The 19094-nt window shown below is 68.6% G+C and carries 21 protein-coding genes and 1 tRNA gene; 19 read left to right on the top strand and 3 right to left on the bottom strand.

Features of this window, described 5'->3' with window-relative positions; all coding sequences use genetic code 11:
* Positions 1-52: 52 nt before the first annotated feature.
* Positions 53-619, top strand: coding sequence for an NADPH-dependent FMN reductase (locus tag DJ017_RS13195; RefSeq protein ID WP_111530097.1), 567 nt, complete (start codon positions 53-55; stop codon positions 617-619).
* 124 nt (positions 620-743) lie between these two features.
* Positions 744-2057 (top strand): hypothetical protein, encoded by a 1314-nt coding sequence (locus DJ017_RS13190; RefSeq protein ID WP_111529148.1) that lies wholly within the window; start codon positions 744-746, stop codon positions 2055-2057.
* Here DJ017_RS13190 and DJ017_RS13185 read toward each other — a convergent pair.
* Positions 2054-3283 carry a class I SAM-dependent methyltransferase gene (locus DJ017_RS13185; RefSeq protein ID WP_111529147.1) on the bottom strand — a complete coding sequence of 410 codons (1230 nt, stop codon included), beginning with the start codon at positions 3281-3283 and terminating at the stop codon, positions 2054-2056. The two genes, DJ017_RS13190 and DJ017_RS13185, sit on opposite strands and share 4 nt — an antisense overlap.
* Before the next feature lie 63 nt (positions 3284-3346).
* Between DJ017_RS13185 and DJ017_RS13180 the strand changes: the two genes are divergently transcribed.
* On the top strand, positions 3347-4138 hold the full coding sequence (locus tag DJ017_RS13180) for an MliC family protein (RefSeq protein ID WP_111529146.1): 792 nt from the start codon (positions 3347-3349) through the stop codon (positions 4136-4138).
* On the opposite strand, the gene DJ017_RS13175 is transcribed toward DJ017_RS13180, so the two are convergent.
* Positions 4128-6080 (bottom strand): DUF885 domain-containing protein, encoded by a 1953-nt coding sequence (locus DJ017_RS13175; protein ID WP_165830618.1) that lies wholly within the window; start codon positions 6078-6080, stop codon positions 4128-4130. The two genes, DJ017_RS13180 and DJ017_RS13175, sit on opposite strands and share 11 nt — an antisense overlap.
* Positions 6081-6231: 151 nt before the next feature.
* Here DJ017_RS13175 and DJ017_RS13170 point away from each other — a divergent pair, with 151 nt between their 5' ends.
* The 3 genes from DJ017_RS13170 to DJ017_RS13160 all read left to right on the top strand — a co-directional run bounded on the left by DJ017_RS13170 (position 6232) and on the right by DJ017_RS13160 (position 8758).
* Entirely contained in the window at positions 6232-6705 is a 474-nt protein-coding gene (locus DJ017_RS13170) for a hypothetical protein (protein ID WP_111529144.1), read from the top strand.
* Positions 6706-6824: 119 nt separating this feature from the next.
* Entirely contained in the window at positions 6825-7610 is a 786-nt protein-coding gene (locus tag DJ017_RS13165; RefSeq protein WP_111529143.1) for a tryptophan 2,3-dioxygenase, read from the top strand.
* Positions 7607-8758: a kynureninase/PvdN C-terminal domain-containing protein gene (locus tag DJ017_RS13160; RefSeq protein ID WP_227000133.1), complete on the top strand. Its 1152-nt coding sequence runs from the start codon at positions 7607-7609 to the stop codon at positions 8756-8758. Before DJ017_RS13165 ends, DJ017_RS13160 begins: the two co-directional genes overlap by 4 nt.
* A 24-nt stretch (positions 8759-8782) precedes the next feature.
* Here the strand turns inward: DJ017_RS13160 and DJ017_RS13155 are convergent.
* Positions 8783-8859, bottom strand: a tRNA-Asp gene (locus DJ017_RS13155).
* Between the two features lie 214 nt (positions 8860-9073).
* Between DJ017_RS13155 and DJ017_RS13150 the strand changes: the two genes are divergently transcribed.
* From DJ017_RS13150 to nuoK, 13 genes are all read left to right on the top strand, one after another.
* Positions 9074-9451, top strand: coding sequence for an NADH-quinone oxidoreductase subunit A (locus DJ017_RS13150; RefSeq protein WP_111529141.1), 378 nt, complete (start codon positions 9074-9076; stop codon positions 9449-9451).
* Positions 9421-10002 (top strand): NuoB/complex I 20 kDa subunit family protein, encoded by a 582-nt coding sequence (locus tag DJ017_RS13145; protein ID WP_111529140.1) that lies wholly within the window; start codon positions 9421-9423, stop codon positions 10000-10002. Before DJ017_RS13150 ends, DJ017_RS13145 begins: the two co-directional genes overlap by 31 nt.
* Entirely contained in the window at positions 9999-10640 is a 642-nt protein-coding gene (locus DJ017_RS13140; RefSeq protein ID WP_111529139.1) for an NADH-quinone oxidoreductase subunit C, read from the top strand. The genes DJ017_RS13145 and DJ017_RS13140 overlap by 4 nt, the downstream gene beginning before the upstream one ends.
* The gene (locus DJ017_RS13135) at positions 10637-11863 is read left to right on the top strand and encodes an NADH-quinone oxidoreductase subunit D (protein ID WP_111529138.1); all 1227 of its coding nucleotides are present in this window, start codon (positions 10637-10639) and stop codon (positions 11861-11863) included. The genes DJ017_RS13140 and DJ017_RS13135 overlap by 4 nt, the downstream gene beginning before the upstream one ends.
* Entirely contained in the window at positions 11860-12195 is a 336-nt protein-coding gene (locus DJ017_RS13130; protein ID WP_227000132.1) for a nuclear transport factor 2 family protein, read from the top strand. Before DJ017_RS13135 ends, DJ017_RS13130 begins: the two co-directional genes overlap by 4 nt.
* A 7-nt stretch (positions 12196-12202) precedes the next feature.
* The gene (gene nuoE / locus DJ017_RS13125) at positions 12203-12877 is read left to right on the top strand and encodes an NADH-quinone oxidoreductase subunit NuoE (RefSeq protein WP_111529137.1); all 675 of its coding nucleotides are present in this window, start codon (positions 12203-12205) and stop codon (positions 12875-12877) included.
* A gap of 56 nt (positions 12878-12933) precedes the next feature.
* Positions 12934-14247: an NADH-quinone oxidoreductase subunit NuoF gene (gene nuoF / locus DJ017_RS13120; RefSeq protein WP_111529136.1), complete on the top strand. Its 1314-nt coding sequence runs from the start codon at positions 12934-12936 to the stop codon at positions 14245-14247.
* A 6-nt stretch (positions 14248-14253) separates the two neighbouring features.
* On the top strand, positions 14254-16299 hold the full coding sequence (gene nuoG, locus DJ017_RS13115; RefSeq protein ID WP_111529135.1) for an NADH-quinone oxidoreductase subunit NuoG: 2046 nt from the start codon (positions 14254-14256) through the stop codon (positions 16297-16299).
* Positions 16300-16306: 7 nt separating this feature from the next.
* Positions 16307-17386, top strand: coding sequence for an NADH-quinone oxidoreductase subunit NuoH (gene nuoH, locus DJ017_RS13110; protein ID WP_111529134.1), 1080 nt, complete (start codon positions 16307-16309; stop codon positions 17384-17386).
* A complete protein-coding gene (locus DJ017_RS13105) occupies positions 17383-17580 on the top strand; it encodes a hypothetical protein (protein WP_111529133.1) in 198 nt (65 codons plus the stop codon). Before nuoH ends, DJ017_RS13105 begins: the two co-directional genes overlap by 4 nt.
* Positions 17581-17583: 3 nt before the next feature.
* The gene (gene nuoI, locus DJ017_RS13100) at positions 17584-18075 is read left to right on the top strand and encodes an NADH-quinone oxidoreductase subunit NuoI (protein ID WP_111529132.1); all 492 of its coding nucleotides are present in this window, start codon (positions 17584-17586) and stop codon (positions 18073-18075) included.
* Between the two features lie 76 nt (positions 18076-18151).
* Positions 18152-18778, top strand: a complete 627-nt coding sequence (locus DJ017_RS13095; protein WP_111529131.1) for an NADH-quinone oxidoreductase subunit J — start codon at positions 18152-18154, stop codon at positions 18776-18778.
* On the top strand, positions 18775-19083 hold the full coding sequence (gene nuoK / locus DJ017_RS13090) for an NADH-quinone oxidoreductase subunit NuoK (RefSeq protein WP_111529130.1): 309 nt from the start codon (positions 18775-18777) through the stop codon (positions 19081-19083). The genes DJ017_RS13095 and nuoK overlap by 4 nt, the downstream gene beginning before the upstream one ends.
* The last annotated feature ends 11 nt before the right edge of the window (positions 19084-19094 follow it).

Genomic DNA, 19094 nt, shown 5'->3' with positions numbered 1-19094 from the left:
GGGCGACCGGCGGCCCTTCTGCGTTGAGGCCTGCGAGGATCGGGAGAGCGCCATGGCCCTGAAACTGAACGTCATCACCGTCTCGACCCGGCCGGGAAGGGTAGGCCCCTCGGTCGCCGCCTGGGCGACCGAGAAGGCCAAGGCCCACGGCGCCTTCGAGGTGACCGCGGTGGACATCGCCGGGTTCAACCTGCCGGTCTTCGACGAGCCCAAGCACCCGCGGCTGAAGGACTACGCCCACGATCACACCAAGGCCTGGAGCGCGAGCGTGGCGGCGGCGGACGCCTTCGTCTTCGTGACGCCGGAGTACAACTATTTCGCGCCGCCCAGCTTCGTGAACGCGGTCGACTACCTCTTCCACGAGTGGGCCTACAAGGTCGCCGGCATCGTCTCTTACGGCGGCGCCCTGGCCGGCGCCCGCGTGGCGCAGATGGAAAAGCTCATGCTCACCAGCATGAAGGTGATGACCATCCCCGAGGGCGTCAGCGTCCCCAGCGTGGCGACCCACATCGGCGAGGACGGTGTGTTCAAGGCGCCGGAGTTCCTCGAGCCGTCGATGAAGGCGATGCTGGACGAACTCGCCAAGTGGGCCGGGGCGCTGAAGCCGCTGCGCGGCTGAGCCGTAGACGAAGCGCCCGAACTGCCCGAAGAGAGCGGGGTCCATATTCGCGCCCGGAGGGGCGAGGAGCGGTCCCCTGAAGAAGTCCAAGGCGACATCGGCTCTCAATGCGCCGCGCTGGCCGTTGTCCGCGGGCCTCGCGGCGCTCGCCACGGCGCTCGCCTGCTGGCCCGCGTGGCCCGGCTACATGTCGTACGACAGCCTGCTCGCCTGGAGCCAGTCGATCGACGGGGTGAAGACCGCCGTCTGGCCGCCGTTGCACGCCTATCTGTTCGCCCTCAGCCGCAGCGCGCACGCCGGGACCTGGGGCCTCTTCCTGGCTCAGACCTTCCTCCTGTTCCTCGGGGCGAACCTCGCCTTGAGCCTCGTCAGCCGCAGGACCGGCGGGGCGGTGGCCCTGATGCTGCTGTTCATGCTGAGCTTCCTGTGGATCACCCCCCAGCTCGGGATCCTGCAGACCCAATGGCGCGACGTGACCACGGCGAGCTTCGCGGTGCTGGGTCTCGGGCTGTGGCTGACCGGCGCGCGGATGCGGAGCCTAGCCGTGGTCGTGCTGGCGGCGCTGGCCTTCGGGGCCGCGGCGGCGCTGCGCTACAACAGCCTGCCGCTGATCGCCTTCGTCCTCGCCTTGATGGCCTGGAAGCCGTTCCTGACCGACCGCGGGCAGGGCGGCGCGGCGCGGGGCTTCGCCGTCGCGGCGATCGGGGTGGGCCTGCTGCTGGCCTGGGGCTCGACGCAATGGCGATTGCCGGACCTCAGGCGCCTGCCGGCCGGCCACAACGCCATGGTCACCGAGCAGTTCGACCTCATCGGTATCTCGGCCTGCGCGGGGCAGAACCTGCTGCCGGCGCAGATGACAGGCGGACGCCCGGTCCCGGCGGCGCAGATCCGCGCCGGCTACGATCCGCGGCACCTCAATCTCAGCCTCCGCCAGGCGCATCTGGCCAAGCTGGCGCCAAGCGACGCCAACGCCGGCCTCGTCGGGGCCGCCTGGCGCGGCGCGGCGGCCAGCCATCCCGCCTGCTATCTCCGCCACCGCGAGGCGGTGTTCGAAGAGCAGATGGGTCTGAAGCCCGACCACCTCTACTATCCGACGCATGGGGCGATCGACCCCAACCCCTATGGCCTGGCGCTGGCGCACCCCAGGGCCGCGGCCTGGCTGAACGGCAAGATCATCAGCGGGGCGCTGCCGACCTGGCGGCGGGCCTACTGGCTCTATCTCCTGGCCCTGCCGCTGGCGCTCGTCGCCGGCTGGCGAAACCGCGCCCAGGCGCCCCTGCTCGCCGCGCTGGTCGCGGGCGCCTATGTCTATGCCGGACTGCTGTTCCTGGCCGGGCCCGCGGCGGACGCCCGCTACATCTTTCCGTCCAACCTGTTCTGCGTCCTGGCCATCCTGATGAGCCTCGCGGCCCTGCTGCCGAGGCGGGTCGGCGGCTAGGAGAGCCCGGTGGCCTGGTCCTTCAGCGCCCGGCGCGACCAGCCCGAATAGGTGAGGGCGGCCGCATCGGGCATCCGCGCGAAAATCTGGCCCTTCAGGCCGGAGGTGCTGTCGAGCTCCAGGCGCAGTTGGGCGCCGGCCGGGGCGAGCGCATGGGAGAGGCGGAAACGCCAGCCCGTCGCCGGGTTTGCCGATCTTGGGAAATGCTGCAGCACGTCAGGCCGCTCGCCTTCAGGGGTGGCGACGCCGACGGCGGCGCCGTCGACGTGGACGCGGACGCCGGTGATCTGTTCGCCCGGCGTGCGCTCGATGGCCCAGCCGGAGAACTCCACGTCGCCATTGGTGAGATGGGCGGCGCGCTCGATCCCGCCCATCGGCGTGGAGGCGACCCGCAGGGCCGAGATGTCGGCTTCCGGCCCGGCCACGACATAGAGATCCTGGTTCTCGTAGAGGCCCTTGAAGAAGCGCTTGTGGCGAGGCGTCCCCGGAAGGCGTGAAATCGCTTCGCCGACAAAGCCTTGCGTCACATAGCTCATGCCATAAATGTCGTGGTCTAGGCTGCCGCTCTCGCTGAAGCGGAAGTAGCTGAGGCCGCTGGGGTCGATGCTCTCGCGCTCCGGGAGCAGGGTCTCGTCGTGGACGCTGAAGGCGAGGACCCCGCGCGGACCGACGAAGCTCCAGAGCTTGCCGAGCCAGGCATGGAAGAGGTCGGCCGGCAGGTGGGAGAACATCGAACCGACCCAGACCACGTCATGGGTGCGAGCGTGTTGCACGAGGTCCGGCGCGGCCGCTGAGGGGAAGGCGTGGACGCCGAAGGTCCTGGCCTGCCAGGCGACCGCTTCGGCGTAGATGTCCGAGACCCAGATCCGCTCCTTGGGCACTTTCTGAAGGAGCGCGCGGGTGAGGCGGCCGTAGCCGGACGCGAAGTCGAGGACGCTCTCCAGCCGGCCGAAGCCGCCGAACACCTGGCGCACGACCTGATCGTAGGCGTCGAAGGTGCGGACGGTGGACTCCACGTACTTGAAGGCGGCGATGTTCGTGTCGTGCTCGTAGTTCGGCAGGATCGCCTTGAAGAACATCTCGTCGGCCGGCGCGATCGGCCGGCAGAAGGCCTTGCGGTCGAAGCCGTAGAGGGCAAGCTGGGCGTCGATGAAGCCGCGGAAGGCGGGGTCCAGGCGGTCGAAGTCGAGACCGCCGCCGGATTGCGTCCTGCCCCAGAACTTCATGTGGTCCCCGAATCCGGATCGCCGGCCCTGCGCCGGCGCCGCCCCTAGGTACAAGGTTTCGAGATGCGCGCCACGCCCCTGATCCTCACCTGTATCGCCCTGGCCGCCTGCGACCGCGCGCCGAAGCCTGCGGGGCCGTCGCAGGGCGTAGCCGCGGTCACGCCGGCCGCGGAGGCGGTGAACCCGGATCCGCACGTGGTCACCTATCGCTGCGCCGACGGACGTAAGGTGGAGGCGGGGTATCCCGACACCCAGACCGCGGTCGTGACCCTCGGCGGCCACGCCTACACCCTGAAGGTCGCGCGCTCGGGCAGTGGGGCGCGCTATGTCGGCATGGGCTGGCAGTGGTGGACCAAGGGGATGACCGACGCCCAGCTCGCGCCGCTCAAGGCCGGCGAGGACTACGCCAGCACGCCGTCGGTCGCCTGCACGGCCAGGGACGCCGAGCCGCCGGCGCCCGGGACGCCGGGCGGCCTTCCGGACGACCGGACGCCCGTTTCCGAAGCTCGGTTCAGCGCGACCAGCGCCCAGGGTGCGGCCAATGTCGTCCAGACCTATTTCGCCCTCCTGGAGGGCGGCAAGGCGGCGGAGGCGGCCAAGCTGACCACCCACGGACGGTCCGAGGACCTGTCGGCCCACGCCACCTACCATGCGCAGGTGGGCGCGCCGGGCAGGATCGAAGGCGCCGCCGGCTCGCTCTACGTCGAGGTCCCCGTGGTCATCTACGGACGGCTCAAGGACGGCGGCGAGGCGCACCGGTCCGGCAAGGCGATCCTGCGACGCGTCAACGACGTGCCGGGCTCCACGGCCGAGCAGCGCCGCTGGCGCATCGAGAGGCTCGAGCTCACCCCTTAGAGCGCGCCTCGGCCAGGAGCTGGTCGCGGATCAGGGGCGCGGGAACCGTGCCCATGCGCATGAAGTCCTCGTGGAAGTCCTTGGCCTGGAACTTCGGCCCGCGGACCTTGCGGTAGGCCTCGCGCAGCTCGACGATACCGGCCTTGCCGAGATTGTAGGTGATCGCCTGGGTGGGCCACTTCGAATAGCGATAGATGGCCTTCTCCGCCCGCTCGAACACGGCCTTGGCGGCAGGATCGCTCGCCGCCCGGGCCCGGGCTCCGGGCACGAAATCGACGTTGGCGTTGAAGTAGTCTACCGCCTGATCGTAACTCATCCGGCCGGTGTGGATGCCCACGTCGACGACGATGCGCACCGCGCGCAACAACTGGCCCTGCAGTTCGTAGAGGTGCTCTGCGGCGGTGTAGAAGCCGTGCGGGCGGCCCGGCGCCGGCTCGCTCATCAGCTCCTCGGCGTAGAGGCCCCAGCCCTCGGCGGCCATGGAATCCTCCCACATGGAGGCCGAGTCCTCGACCGCGCCCGGCGTGAACCAGCGGATGTTGCTGATCTCGGCCGCGTGCGCGCTCATGTACTTGTAGTTCCAATCGTGACCGGGGAAGCCCTCGTGCACGGCGGTGTCGGCGATGGAGGCGCGGTTGTTTTCGCGCAGGGCCGCCGGATCCTCTCCCGTCGGGGTCAGGTAGAAGCGGCCGACCCCGGATATCTTGAACGGCGGCGCCGCGTAGTAGGCGGCATCGATGGCGGCGCGCAGGACCGGCGGGGTCCAGGTGACATCGAGGCGGTAGTCCGCCGGCACGTCGAACAGCTTCTGGGCCCGGCCGTACTCGACCGCGCGTTTGCCGGCGTCGACGTACCAGGCGAGGAGCTCGGCGTCGGATTTTGGGGAGTCGTCGTTGAGGTGCTCCATCACCTTGCGCACCGAGGCGTTCTTCTCCTCCGGCGTGCCGAAGGGCAGGGCGAGGCCCGCGTCCTTCGCGACCTCCTCGGCCACGGCGTAGACCTTGGCCTGATAGAAGGCGGTTTGCTGCTGGCCATAGGCGAAGAGCTGCGCCGCCGAGCGGGGCTCATGCAGATTGTGGCGGACGCGCCATTCGTACTCGCGCTCGCCAATGACGAAGCGGTCCTGGCGGTCCGCGGCGGGATAGGTGTCGCGCAGGAACCGGCCGAAGGAGTCAAAGGCCTGGGCAGCCGCTTGGGCCGCGGGGCCGAGATCGGCCAACAGAGCCCCCTTGAACGGGCGCCGGGCGAGATGGGCGCCGGCCTGCTCGGCCAGGGTCTTGCGGAAGTAGTCGGCGTTGTTGCGGGCGCCGTCGAGGCCGTCGCGCTCGACCATGCGCCAGTCGGGGCGATTGCCCGAGGCGACGCCAGCCGCGAGGTGATGCTTCGCCTGCTCGAGATAGCGGGGAATGGCGCGGACACGCTGGAGGACGAGACGCCATTCGCGCTCGGTCCCGAGTCGGCCCGCGCCTTCGTCGGTCATCTGCTGGATCTGCCAGTCGACACCCCGGAACGGCTCGGCCATGTAGGTGTCGATGGAGCGTTGGTGATAGCGGAGCTCGACGAGCTGGTGGAGGATGAAGCCGACCTGAGCCTCCAGCACCGCATGGTCGATGCGCTCCTGCGGCGCCAGGGCCTTGGGCGCGATGGCGTGGTTTGCGGCCTGGATCCCGCGGTAGAAGGCGACCTCGCGCGCCAGCGCGGCCGGGTCGTAGTCACGCAGCTTGCCGTTGATGTCGGCGAGGGCGGGCGAGTAGCCGTCGCCCCCCAGGTAGGTGGCCGTCACCGGATTGAAGCGCATCGCGCCGAGGAAGTAGCGGTCGCGCAGGCGGGCGAAGGCGCTCTTTGGCCGGGGCGGCCGAGCGGTCGCGGCGTCCGCGAGCCGCGGAAGGATGGCGAAGGCGGCGGCGCTGGCGCCGGCCGTGAGCAGGGACCGTCGGTGCATGGGGATCCTGAGCTGACGGGCGGCCATCTGGCGCGCCGAATAACGCTGGAGCCTGATGTGAGGCGCGTCGCGGACGCCCGCAAGGCGGGGAGCCGGGATCGTCCACAAGCTTGAGCTGTGCGCCAGTCCCGACGCGGGTTTGATCGGTGTCATGGCGAAGCTGGAGGTCCAGGCGAGGGTCGACGGCGAAGGAGCCCAGTCCCATTCGCGATCCCTGCTGGCCGCCACGGCCGTACTCGCCCTCGTCGCCGCCGGCCCGGCGGCCGCGCAGATCTTCCGCCCCAAGGCCGGCCCCGTCGCACCGGTTCAGGCGACGCCCAGCCTGCACCAGCCCTCGATGATCGACCTGCAGATGCAGATCCAGGCGCTGAGCCAGCAGGTTCAGGACCTCTCGGCGCAGCTCACCGGCGTGAGCAGCCAGCTCGCCGCGGCGAAGGCGTCCGTCGACGACGGCAAGCAGAAGCTGGACCACGACTATCGCCAGCTGCTGACGACCGAATACGCCACCTGCACGCTGCTCTATCAGCACCACTGGGCGCCGAACGGAGCCCATCCGACGGCGAGCAATCCCTATGTCCCCGACCAGTATTGTTCCGTGACCAAGTCGGCCACCGCGCCCTACTGAGACGGGCGACGGGGCGCACTACCCGCAGGGGTGGCGCTCGCCCCGGCTCTGGTGCACTCCAGGGAGCAATGATCCCTTTGGAGTCGCGGCCCTCACGAAAGGCCGCGCGATGAGCCTCGATGACCCAGACCTATGCGCGGTACCTCGCGCTCGATGAGCTGCTGGACGCCCAGCGGCCGCTTTCCGACGTGCACGACGAGCTGCTGTTCGTCATCACCCACCAGACCAAGGAGCTGTGGCTCAAACAGACCATCGCCGAGCTGAAGGTGGCCAAGGGCCTCGTCCGCGCCGGCGAGCTGACCCCCGCCTACAAGGGTCTCGCGCGGGTCTCCCGCATCCAGGCGGTGATGACGCTGTCCTGGGACGTGCTGGCGACCATGACGCCCTCTGACTACACGCGCTTCCGGGAAGTCCTGGGGCCAAGCTCCGGCTTCCAGTCGGACCAGTTCCGGACCGTGGAGTTCATGCTGGGCCTGAAGGACGCGGCGCACCTGGCGGCGCACGAGGCCCGGCCGCAGGCGATGGCGGCGCTGACCGAGGCCCTGGATGCGCCCAGCCTGTGGGACGACGCCAACGCGGCCCTGGCCGCGGCAGGCTTCATCCTGCCGGCGAACGTGCTGGAGCGGGATTGGCGCGAGCCCTACCGCCCCGATCCCGCGGTCGAGGACGCCTGGCTGGAGGTCTATCGCGACACCGGGCGCTGGTGGGCGCTCTATCAGCTGGCCGAGAAGCTGGTCGATATCGACGACGCCCTGGCCACCTGGCGGCACAAGCACGTGCTGACGGTAGAGCGGGTGATCGGCGGCAAGCGCGGCACCGGCGGCACGGCCGGGGCGAGCTATCTGCAGTCGACGCTCGCCAAGCGCTGCTTCCCGGAGCTGTGGTCCCTGAGGACCCGGCTGTGACCAGCTACAAGCGCCTGTTCTCGCGGGCGCTGGAGGCCGCGCCCGGGCGGCTGCACTTCGCCGCCCACAGCCATCACCTCTGGCCCGATGCGAGCCTTGCAGGGCAGGTCGAGGCCTGGGAGGACGCTGCGCGCCTCGCCGACCGCAAGTGGGAGCGGGTGATGGGCGAGATCTGGCCCGCCGCGCAGGCGGAGGTGGCGGCCGAGCTCGGCCTGCCTGATCCCGGCAGCGTGGTATTTGCGCCGAACACCCACGAACTGATCGTTCGCCTCGTCTCGGCGGCCCGACCGGGGCGGCTGAGGGTGCTGACCAGCGACGGCGAGTTCCACAGCTTCCGCCGCCAGGCGGCGCGGTTCGCCGAATCGGGGCGGTTCGAAGTGGAGACGGTCTCCACCGAGGGCCCGGACTTCGCCGGACGCTTCCTGGAGCGCGCCAAGGCCGGAGACTTCGACCTGATCTTCGTCAGCCAGGTGATGTTCGGTTCGGGCCTGGTGTTCGAGCCCCTGGCGGAGCTGGCGGCCCTGGCGCAACCGGAGGGGCCCTGGGTGGCCATCGACGGCTATCACGCCTTCATGGCGGTGGAGACGAAGCTCTCGGCGCTCGCGGGCCGCATCTTCTATCTGGCGGGGGGCTACAAGTACGCCATGGCCGGGGAGGGGGCCGCCTTCCTGCACGCGCCGCCAGGTTTCGGTCCGCGGCCGGAGCTCAGCGGCTGGTACGCCGAGTTCGCCGAGCTGGAGCGGACGCCGGGGCAGATCGGCTTCCCCGCCGACGCCCGGCGCTTCCTCGGCGCCACCTTTGATCCATCGGGCCTCTACCGATTCCTCGCCGTGCGGCGGATGCTGGCGGCCGAGGGGCTCGGCACAGCGGCGGTGAACGCCCACGTGGCGGGACTGAAGACCCGCTTCCTCGAGCGGGTCGGCCAAACGCCGTTCGCCGAGGCGGAGCTGCTCAATCCGCCAGGGGCAGGGGCCGGGGAGGCGCGATTCCTGGCGCTGCGGCATCGCAAGGCGGCGGCCTGGGCCGAGGCGCTGCTGGACAGGGGCGTGGTGACCGACGTCCGCGGCGAGGTGCTGCGGATCGGCTTTGGGCTGTATCAGGACGTAGAGGATGTCGAGGCGCTGGCGGACCGCGCCGACACGCTCTGAGGAGGCCACTTTGTAGGAAGGAAGTGGCGCGAGTGACGGGACTTGAACCCGCGACCTCCGGCGTGACAGGCCGGCGCTCTAACCAACTGAGCTACACCCGCGTAAGGCCGTTGGCCCGTGCGAAGGCGGCTCCCATAGGGCCCGGCCGGAATCGTGTCAACGGAAAGCTTCGATCCATTCACATGCGCCGCAGCTTGCGCAGCGGTTCGTGAGAATTGGCGGCGAAATCCGTGAGCTTTCATCGGTACGCGAACCCCCGTTTGAATCCGAGAATGGGGTGGTCTAGAAGGGCGCCCGACTCCCCTCGAGGACCTCATGACCGCGTTCCTCCTTCAGTACCTCCCCATCGTGATCTTTCTAGGGATCGCGGCGGCGCTTGGTCTCGTCTTCATCCTCGGCGCCGCCGTGCTGGCGCCGAAGGCTCCCGATCCTGAAAAGCTGTCGTCGTACGAGTGCGGCTTCAACGCGTTCGACGACGCCCGCATGAAGTTCGACGTCCGGTTCTATCTGGTGTCGATCCTGTTCATCATCTTCGACCTGGAAGTGGCCTTCCTGTTCCCCTGGGCCGTGGCGCTGATGAAGCTGCCGCCGGACGTCAGCCACTTCGCCTTCTGGTCGATGATGGCCTTCCTGGGCGTGCTCACGGTCGGCTTCATCTACGAATGGAAGAAGGGAGCCCTGGAATGGGAGTGATCGTTCCCGCGGGCGCTGGCGCCCGGTCCTCCGTCGAGGGCTATGATCCCAAGAAGCACGACCCCTTCTTCGACGGCGTCTCGCAGCAGCTCGCCGACAAGGGCTTCGTGACCGCCGGCGTCGACGACCTGATCACCTGGGCGCGCACCGGCTCGCTGATGTGGATGACCTTCGGCCTGGCCTGCTGCGCGGTCGAGATGATGCAGGCGTCCATGCCGCGCTACGACCTCGAGCGCTACGGCTTCGCCCCGCGCGCCAGCCCGCGCCAGTCCGATGTGATGATCGTCGCCGGCACGCTCTGCAACAAGATGGCTCCAGCCCTGCGCAAGGTCTACGACCAGATGCCGGACCCGCGGTACGTCATCTCCATGGGCAGCTGCGCCAATGGCGGCGGCTACTACTACTTCAGCTATTCCGTGGTCCGCGGCTGCGATCGGATCGTGCCGGTGGATGTCTACGTGCCGGGCTGCCCGCCCACCGCCGAGGCGCTGGTCTACGGCGTGCTGCAGCTGCAGAAGAAGATCCGCCGCACGGGGACCATCGTTCGATGAGCTGGCCGCTAACCTCCGCCGAGCTGGAGGCGCTCGGCCAGACGCTCGTGGCCAACAGCGCCGGCGCCCTGACCAGCGCCAGCGTGGCCTTCGGCGAACTGAACCTGACCGCCCAGGAGCCGCGCATCGTCGAGGCCCTCACCTATCTGCGCGACAGCCACGCGTTCCAGCAGCTGATCGACCTGACGGCGGTGGACTATCCCGAGCGCACGCGCCGCTTCGACGTGGTCTACCACCTGCTGTCGCTGACCAAGAACCAGCGCGTGCGGGTGAAGATCGAGGCCGACGAGGAGACCGCGGTGCCGTCCGTGACGGGGGTCTACCCCTGCGCCGACTGGTATGAGCGCGAGGCCTTCGACATGTACGGGGTGTTCTTCTCGGGCCACCCGGACCTGCGCCGCATCCTCACCGACTACGGCTTCCACGGCCACCCGCTGCGCAAGGACTTCCCGATGACCGGCTACGTCGAGCTCCGCTACGACGACGAGCTTAAGCGGGTGGTCTACGAGCCGGTGCGCTCGGTGGAATGGCGCAACTGGGACTTCCTGTCGCCCTGGGAGGGCATGGAGAAGGGCTTCGCGCCCATTCCGGGCGACGAGAAGGGCGTCCTCGAAGACAAGAGCGGAGGCAAGTCATGACCGGCGAAGCCGCGCCCGCCGCCCCGATGGACCTCGCCGAGGGCGAGACCAAGGTCCGCCGCTTCAACATCAACTTCGGCCCGCAGCACCCAGCGGCCCACGGCGTGCTGCGCCTGGTGCTGGAGCTGGACGGCGAGGTCGTCGAGCGCGTGGATCCGCACGTCGGCCTGCTGCACCGTGGCACCGAGAAGCTGATGGAGGCCCGGCCCTATCAGCAGACGATCCCGTACATGGACCGCCTCGACTACGTGGCGCCCATGAACCAGGAGCACGCCTACGTCGCGGCGATCGAGAAGCTGATCGGCGTCGAGGTTCCGATCCGCGGCCAGCTCATCCGCGTGCTCTACGACGAGATCGGCCGCATCCTGAACCACCTGCTGAACGTCACCACTCAGGCGATGGACGTCGGCGCGCTCACCCCGCCGCTGTGGGGCTTCGAAGAGCGCGAGAAGCTGATGGTGTTCTACGAGCGCGCCTCGGGCGCGCGGATGCACGCCAACTATTATCGCGTCGGCGGCGTGCGCCAGGACCTGCCGACGGAGCTGGTCCAGGACATCTCCGACTGGTGCGACCATTTCCCGAAGGTGCTCGACGACATCGAGGGCCTGATCACCGACAACCGGATCTTCAAGCAGCGCAACGTCGACATCGGGAAGGTGACCAAGGACGAGGCGATCGCCTGGGGGTTCTCGGGCGTGATGGTGCGCGGCTCGGGCATCGCCTGGGACCTGCGCCGTTCACAGCCTTACGCCTGCTACGACGAGATGGAATTCGACATTCCGCTCGGCGTCCACGGCGACTGCTACGACCGCTACCTCTGCCGGATGGAAGAGATGCGGCAGTCGACGAAGATCATGAAGCAGGCCTGCGAGCGGCTGATGAAGACGCCAGGCCTGGTGCTGTCCGACGACCACAAGATCGCCGCCCCGCGCCGGGGCGAGATGAAGCGGTCGATGGAAGCCCTGATCCACCACTTCAAGCTGTTCACCGAGGGCTACCGCCCGCCGCCCGGCGAAGTCTACGCCGCGGTGGAGGCGCCCAAGGGCGAGTTCGGCATCTACCTGGTCTCCGACGGCACCAACAAGCCGTACAAGGCCAAGATCCGGGCGCCGGGCTATCCGCACCTGCAGGCGATGGACTGGATGAACCGCGGCCACATGCTGGCCGACGTGTCCGCCATCCTCGGCTCACTGGACATCGTGTTCGGGGAGATCGACCGTTGAGCGGCCCCGCCGACATCGTCGCGGCCCAGCTCGCCGCCTATAACGCCCAGGACCTCGACGCCTTCTGCGCCTGCTACGCCGACGACGCGGTGCTGGCCGGCTACAACGGCGAGATCACCAACCGCGGCATCGCCTCGATCCGCGAGCGTCACGCCAAGCTGTTCGCCGATTTCCCGCAGAACCGCGCCGAGCTGGTGAACCGCATCGTTGTCGGCTCCAACGTCATCGACCACGAGAAGGTCTCGCGCGCCCCCGGCGGCGAGAGCTTCGAGGTGGCGCCGATCTACACCATCGCGGACGGCAAGATCGCCCGCGTCGACTTCGTGAAGTGAGGGGCCTTTGAGCGTCCGTCGTCTCGCCGAGAACCAGCCCGAGAGCTTCGCCTTCAAGCCGGCGACGCTGAAGGAAGCCAAGCGCTGGATGGAGAACTATCCGGCCGGCCGCCAGCAGTCGGCGGTCATTCCGCTCCTGTGGCTGGTGCAGAAGCAGGAAGGCTGGGTGTCCGAGCCCGCCATCCGCGCCGTCGCCGAGCTTCTCAGCATGCCGGTGATCCGCGTGCTGGAGATCGCCACCTTCTACACCATGTTCATGCTGGAGCCGGTCGGCACCCATGCGCTGGTGCAGGTCTGCGGCACCACGCCCTGCCAGCTGCGCGGGGCCGAGGGGCTGATCGAGGTCTGCAAGAAGAAGCTCGGCCCGAAGGATCACCTGTCGGCGGACGGCAAGTTCTACTGGCAGGAAGTGGAGTGCATGGGCGCCTGCTCGAACGCGCCCATGGCCGCCATCAACGACTACTACTACGAGGATCTGACGCCGGAGACCTTCGAGAAGCTCCTCGACGACTTCGCCGCCGGCAAGAAGCCGAAGCCCGGCTCGGCCATCGGCCGCCAGGGCGCCGCGCCGGAGGGCGGGCCGATCACCCTGACCGACCCCAGCCTCTACGACGGCAGCCGCGCCAAGAAGATCAAGATCCCGAACCTGCCTTCGGCCAGCTCCTCGAAGGAGAAGGCGTGAGCATCCAGTCCAAACTCGCGGGCCGCGCGTCCGTGAAGCAGGGAGCGTAAGACCCCGTGGTCGGCATCCTCCAAGACAAGGACCGCATCTTCACCAACCTCTATGGCCTCCACGACTGGGGCCTCGAGGGTGCGATGCAACGCGGGGCCTGGAACGGCACCAAGGACATCCTCAAGCAGGCCCCCGAGTGGATCTGCGACCAGATCAAGGCGTCGGGCCTGCGCGGCCGCGGCGGGGCCGGCTTCGCCACCGGGCTGAAGTGGACCTTCATGCCCAAGCAGGAGAGCGAGCGGCCGCACTTCCTGGTCATCAACGCCGACGAGTCGGAGCCGGGCGCCTGCAAGGACCGCGAGATCCTGCGCAACGACCCGCACCTCCTGATCGAGGGCGCGCTGATCGCCTGCCGCGCCATGCGGGCGCACACGGCCTACATTTATCTGCGCGGCGAGTACGTCTTCGAGCGCGAGCGCCTGACGGCGGCGATCAAGCAGGCCTACGACGCCAAGCTGATCGGGCCGGGCAACATCCACGGCTGGGACTGCGACATCCGCGTTCACCATGGTGGCGGCGCCTACATCTGCGGCGACGAGACCGCGTTGATGGAGAGCCTGGAAGGCAAGAAGGGCCAACCGCGCCTGAAGCCGCCGTTCCCAGCGGGGGCAGGAGTCTGGGGCTGCCCGACGACGATCAACAACGTCGAGACCATCTCGGTCGTCGGCACCATCCTGCGCCGTGGCGCGGCCTGGTTCGCCGGCTTCGGCACCGAGAAGTCGACCGGCACCAAACTGTTCGCGGCCTCGGGCCACGTGAACAAGCCCTGCGTGGTCGAGGAGGCGGTCGGCATCAGCGTGAAGCAGCTGATCGAGGACCACTTCGGCGGCGTGCGCGGCGGCTGGTCGAACCTGAAGGCTGTGATCCCCGGCGGCATCTCGGTGCGGATGATCCCCGCGGCCGAATGCGAAGAGGCGATCATGACTTACGAGGACCTGCAGGCCCGCGGCTCCGGCCTCGGCACCGGCACCATGATCGTCATGGACAAGGACGCCGACCTCGTGAAGGCGATCGCCCGGGCGAGCTACTTCTACAAGCACGAGAGCTGCGGCCAGTGCACGCCGTGCCGCGAAGGCACCGGCTGGATGTGGCGCGTCATGGAGCGGATGGTCACCGGCGAGGCCGAGATGGAGGAGATCGACCTCCTGCTCGACGTCGCCAGCCAGGTCGAAGGTCACACCATCTGCGGCCTCGGCGACGCGGCCGCCTGGCCGATCCAGGGCCTCTTCCGTCACTTCCGCCACGAGGTCGAAGAGCGGATCACCAACTACCGCGCGCGCAAGGGAGTCTATCCCGGCGCCTCCATCGCGGCGGAGTAATCACGGATGCCTATCGCCAAGGTCGACGGGGTCGAGGTCGAGTTCGAGCCGGGGATGAACGTCCTCCAGGTGTGCGAGATCGCCGGCAAGGAGATCCCGCGCTTCTGCTACCACGAGCGCCTGTCCATCGCCGGCAACTGCCGCATGTGCCTCGTCGAGGTGAAGCCCGGCCCGCCGAAGCCGCAGGCCTCGTGCGCCCTGCCGGCCGCCGAGAACATGGAGATCTTCACCGACACGCCGATGGTGAAGAAGGCGCGTCACGGGGTGATGGAGTTCCTGCTCATCAACCACCCTCTGGACTGCCCGATCTGCGACCAGGGCGGCGAGTGCGACCTGCAGGACCAGGCGATGGGCTATGGCCGCGACGATTCCCGCTACGCCGAGAACAAGCGGGCCGTCGAAGAGAAGTTCATGGGTCCGCTGATCAAGACGGTGATGACCCGCTGCATCCAGTGCACGCGCTGCGTCCGCTTCGTCACCGAGGTCGCCGGCGTGCCGGAGATCGGTCTCATCTCTCGCGGCGAAGATGTTGAAATCACGACCTATCTCGACAAGGCCGTGAGCTCGAACCTGTCCGGCAACGTGGTCGACCTGTGCCCGGTCGGCGCCCTGACCCACAAGCCCTGGGCGTTCAACTACCGCCCTTGGGAGCTGAAGAAGACCGAGACCATCGACGTCCACGACGGCCTGGGCTCGGCGATCCGCGTCGATGCGCGGGGCCCGGCGGTGCTGCGGGTGCTGCCGCGCATCAACGAGGAGATCAACGAGGAGTGGCTCTCGGACAAGTCGCGCTATGCGGTTGACGGCCTGTCCCGCCAGCGGCTCGACCGGCCGTACGTCCGCGAGGACGGCAAGCTGCGCGCGGCGAGCTGGGGCGAGGCCCTGGACCTCGTGGCGGCCAAGCTGAAGGCGACGGCTCCGGACCGGGTCGGCGTCATCGCCGGCGACCTGCAGGACGCCGAGAGCCTCAAGGCGGCCAAGGACCTGTTCGACGCCCTGGGCGTGAAGAGCCTGGACTGCCGCCAGGACGGCATGGCCCTGGGCGACGGCCCGCGGGCGAGCTGGCTGTTCAACTCGACCCTGGCCGGGATCGAGGAAGCCGACGTCGTGCTGCTGGTCGGCACGAACCCGCGCCTCGAGGCGCCGGTGTTCAACGCCCGGCTGCGCAAGCGCTGGCTGGCCGGCGCGCTGCGCGTGGGCGTGATCGGCGAGCAGGCCGACCTGACCTTCGACTACGACTACCTCGGTGCGGGCCCGCAGACGCTGTCGGGCCTCGCCAAGCAGAAGAACGATTTCGTCTCCGCCCTCAAGGGCGCCAAGAACCCGGCGATCATCGTCGGCGCCGGCGCCCTGGCGCGGGCCGACGGGGCGGCGGTGCTGAAGGCCGCGGCCGAGCTCGCCAAGGCGTTCGGCGCCACCTGGAACGTGCTGCACACCGCGGCCGGCCGGGTCGGCGGCCTCGACCTCGGCTTCGTGCCGGGCGAGGGCGGCAAGACCGCCGGCGAACTGGTCAAGAAGGATGGCGCGGACCTGCTCTTCCTCCTGGGCGCCGACGAGATCGAGCTCGGCGCCTCGAAGGCCTTCAAGGTCTATCTGGGCACCCATGGCGACCGCGGCGCGCACCATGCCGACGTGATCCTGCCGGGCGCGGCCTACACCGAGAAGAACGGCGTCTACGTCAACACCGAGGGCCGGGTTCAGCTCGGCGTCCGCGCGGTGTTCCCGAAGGGCGAGGCGCGGGAGGACTGGGCGATCCTGCGGGCGCTGTCCGAGCGGGTCGGGACCAAGCTGCCCTACGACAGCCTGGACGACCTGCGCCGCAAGCTGTTCGCCGAGCATCCGACCTTCGGCCGCATCGACCACGTCGACGGCAAGGAGGCCGCGGCCTCCCTCGACCTCGGCGCGCTCGGCAAGGCCGGCGACCTGTCCGACGCCCCGTTCCAATCGGGCGTGAAGGACTTCTACATGACCAACCCCATCGCCCGCGCCAGCGTGACGATGGCCGAGTGCGCGGCCCTGGCTTCGGGCGCCGCCAAGATCGCGGCGGAGTAGGGGAACGATGGGCGCGCAAAGCTTCTGGTCCACCCCGGGCGGCTGGACCCTTCTGACGGTCCTGCAGATCCTGGCGGTGATGATCTGGATCCTGCTGTCGCTGGCCTTCCTGCTACTGGCCGACCGCAAGATCTGGGCCGGCGTTCAGATGCGCAAAGGCCCCAACGTGGTGGGCCCCTTCGGCCTGCTGCAGTCCTTCGCCGACTTCGGCAAGTTCCTGCTGAAGGAGATCGTCATCCCGGCGGGCGCCGACAAGGCGGTCTTCCTGCTGGCCCCCTTGATCAGCTTCATCCTGGCGTTCGGCGCCTGGGCCGTGGTGCCGCTGGCCCCGGGCTGGGTGGTGTCCAACGTCAACGTCGGCATCCTCTACCTGCTCGCGATCTCCTCGCTGGGCGTCTACGGCATCATCATGGGGGGCTGGGCTTCGAACTCGAAGTACCCGTTCCTGGGCGGCCTGCGCTCCGCGGCGCAGATGGTCTCCTACGAGGTATCGATCGGCTTCATCATCGTCACGGTGATCATCCTCGCCGGCACCATGAACCTGCAGGAGATCGTCGCCAGCCAGGCCGGCGGCTTCTGGAACTGGTACGCCTTCGGCGGCCCGGGCGGGCTCGCCAAGCTGCCGATGGTGATCGTCATGATCCCGATGGCGGTGATCTTCTTCATCTCGGCGCTCGCCGAGACCAACCGCCCGCCGTTCGACCTGCCCGAGGCGGAGTCCGAGCTCGTGGCCGGCTACCAGGTGGAGTACTCGTCCACCCCGTACCTGCTGTTCATGATCGGCGAATATTCGAACATCGTCCTGATGTGCGCGATGATCTCGGTGCTGTTCTTCGGGGGCTGGCAGGCGCCGTTCCCGACCGACTTCACCGCCCACTGGAATCCCACGGCGGCCAGCTTCTTCGGCTTCATGTGGTTCTTCCTGAAGGTGATCTTCTTCTTCTTCCTGTTCGCCATGGTGAAGGCGATCGTGCCGCGCTACCGCTACGACCAGCTGATGCGGCTCGGCTGGAAGGTGTTCCTGCCGACCTCGCTGGTCGCCGTGGTGGCGGTGTCGGCGTGGCGAGTGTTCGGGGGCGCTGCGTGAAGGCGCTTCCCGCCACCCTGGTCCTGGCGCTCGGGCTTGCCGCCTGCGCCTCGGCCTCGCCCGTGGGCGGGGTGGCGAACTATGACGCGCTGAAGAAGGCGCATGCGGACTGCGCGGCCAAGGGCGGGACCTTGGTGCTCCAGAGGAACGGCGATCCCGAGTACATCGGCGACTACGCCTGCGAGAGGAAGTAGGGGATGTTCCAGCGTATCGGACAGGCGGTGAAGGGCGCGGCGCTGCTCGACTTCGCCGGCGCCTTCGGGCTGGCCATGAAATACCTGGTCGCGCCGAAGAAGACCGTCCAGTACCCGCACGAGCGCAACCCGCAGAGCCCGCGCTTCCGTGGCGAGCACGCCCTTCGCCGCTATCCGAACGGCGAAGAGCGCTGCATCGCCTGCAAGCTCTGCGAGGCGGTCTGCCCGGCCCAGGCGATCACCATCGAGGCCGAGCCGCGCGCCGACGGCTCGCGCCGCACCACCCGCTACGACATCGACATGGTGAAGTGCATCTACTGCGGCCTGTGCCAGGAGGCCTGCCCAGTGGACGCGATCGTCGAAGGCCCGAACCTGGAGTTCGCCGTCGAGACCCGCGAGGAGCTCTACTACGACAAGGAGCGCCTGCTGGATAACGGCGACCGCTGGGAGCGGGAGATCGCGAAGAATCTGGAACTGGATGCGCCGTACCGATAAGACGTCCGCGCGATTCCGCGGGCGCCTCCGATAAGGCGCAGAACTCAGGGATTTTGAGGGGAGCTCGATCCGGCCGATGGCCCTGCAGGCGATCGCTTTTTACCTGATGGCGGCGGTGACGCTGGCCTCCGGTTTCGCCGTCGTTTCGGCGCGAAACCCCGTGCACTCTGTGCTCTTCCTGATCGCGGCCTTCTTCTCGGCCGCCGGCCTCTTCGTCCTGATGGGCGCGGAGTTCCTGGCGATGCTGCTGGTCGTCGTCTACGTGGGCGCGGTCGCCGTGCTCTTCCTCTTCGTGGTGATGATGCTGGACGTCGACTTCGCCGCGCTGCGGCAGGGCTTCGCCCGCTACATGCCGCTGGGCGGGCTGATCGCCGGCGCCCTGGCCATCGAGATGGTGGTGGTCTCCACGACCGTCGCCACCCAGGGCGCGGCGCGGCTGAACGAGAACCCCATGGCCTCGGGCGCAGCGGCGGCGAACGTCACCAACGCCGAGGCGATCGGCCGGGTGCTCTACACCCAGTACATCTACTTCTTCCAGGCGGCCGGCATGGTGCTGCTGGTGGCGATGATCGGGGCCATCGTGCTCACGCTGCGCCACAAGCCGGGCGTGCGCCGCCAAGTCATCGCCGACCAGGTGGCCCGGACGCCCCGCACGGGCATGCGCGTGGTGTCCCTGAAGCCGGGCGAGGGGATCAGCGAATGACCATCGGCCTTCCGCACTATCTGGCGGTCGCCGCCATCCTGTTCACGATCGGGGTCTTCGGGATCTTCGTGAACCGGAAGAACATCATCGTCATCCTGATGTCGATCGAGCTGATCCTGCTCGCCGTGAACATCAACCTCGTCGCCTTCTCGGTCTATCTCGGCAACGTGGTGGGCCAGGTCTTCGCCATGTTCGTGCTGACGGTCGCGGCCGCCGAGGCCGCCGTCGGCCTGGCGATCCTGGTGACCTTCTTCCGCAACCGCGGCGACATCTCCGTCGACGACGCCTCGATGATGAAGGGCTGAGACAAGAACCC

The sequence above is a fragment of the Phenylobacterium soli genome (assembly GCF_003254475.1).
Lineage (GTDB): Bacteria > Pseudomonadota > Alphaproteobacteria > Caulobacterales > Caulobacteraceae > Phenylobacterium > Phenylobacterium soli.
Note: the sequence above shows the minus strand (reverse complement) of the source record. Positions and strands in the feature narration are given on the sequence as shown.

Coding starts and splice junctions, on each gene's coding strand:
- DJ017_RS13195 (WP_111530097.1), top strand. CDS start 53: ATGGCCCTGAAACTGAACGTCATCACCGTCTCGACCCGGCCGGGAAGG.
- DJ017_RS13185 (WP_111529147.1), bottom strand. CDS start 3,283: ATGAAGTTCTGGGGCAGGACGCAATCCGGCGGCGGTCTCGACTTCGAC.
- DJ017_RS13180 (WP_111529146.1), top strand. CDS start 3,347: ATGCGCGCCACGCCCCTGATCCTCACCTGTATCGCCCTGGCCGCCTGC.
- DJ017_RS13175 (WP_165830618.1), bottom strand. CDS start 6,080: ATGCACCGACGGTCCCTGCTCACGGCCGGCGCCAGCGCCGCCGCCTTC.
- DJ017_RS13170 (WP_111529144.1), top strand. CDS start 6,232: ATGGCGAAGCTGGAGGTCCAGGCGAGGGTCGACGGCGAAGGAGCCCAG.
- DJ017_RS13165 (WP_111529143.1), top strand. CDS start 6,825: ATGACCCAGACCTATGCGCGGTACCTCGCGCTCGATGAGCTGCTGGAC.
- DJ017_RS13150 (WP_111529141.1), top strand. CDS start 9,074: ATGACCGCGTTCCTCCTTCAGTACCTCCCCATCGTGATCTTTCTAGGG.
- DJ017_RS13145 (WP_111529140.1), top strand. CDS start 9,421: ATGGAAGAAGGGAGCCCTGGAATGGGAGTGATCGTTCCCGCGGGCGCT.
- DJ017_RS13140 (WP_111529139.1), top strand. CDS start 9,999: ATGAGCTGGCCGCTAACCTCCGCCGAGCTGGAGGCGCTCGGCCAGACG.
- DJ017_RS13135 (WP_111529138.1), top strand. CDS start 10,637: ATGACCGGCGAAGCCGCGCCCGCCGCCCCGATGGACCTCGCCGAGGGC.
- nuoG (WP_111529135.1), top strand. CDS start 14,254: ATGCCTATCGCCAAGGTCGACGGGGTCGAGGTCGAGTTCGAGCCGGGG.
- nuoH (WP_111529134.1), top strand. CDS start 16,307: ATGGGCGCGCAAAGCTTCTGGTCCACCCCGGGCGGCTGGACCCTTCTG.
- nuoI (WP_111529132.1), top strand. CDS start 17,584: ATGTTCCAGCGTATCGGACAGGCGGTGAAGGGCGCGGCGCTGCTCGAC.
- DJ017_RS13095 (WP_111529131.1), top strand. CDS start 18,152: ATGGCCCTGCAGGCGATCGCTTTTTACCTGATGGCGGCGGTGACGCTG.
- nuoK (WP_111529130.1), top strand. CDS start 18,775: ATGACCATCGGCCTTCCGCACTATCTGGCGGTCGCCGCCATCCTGTTC.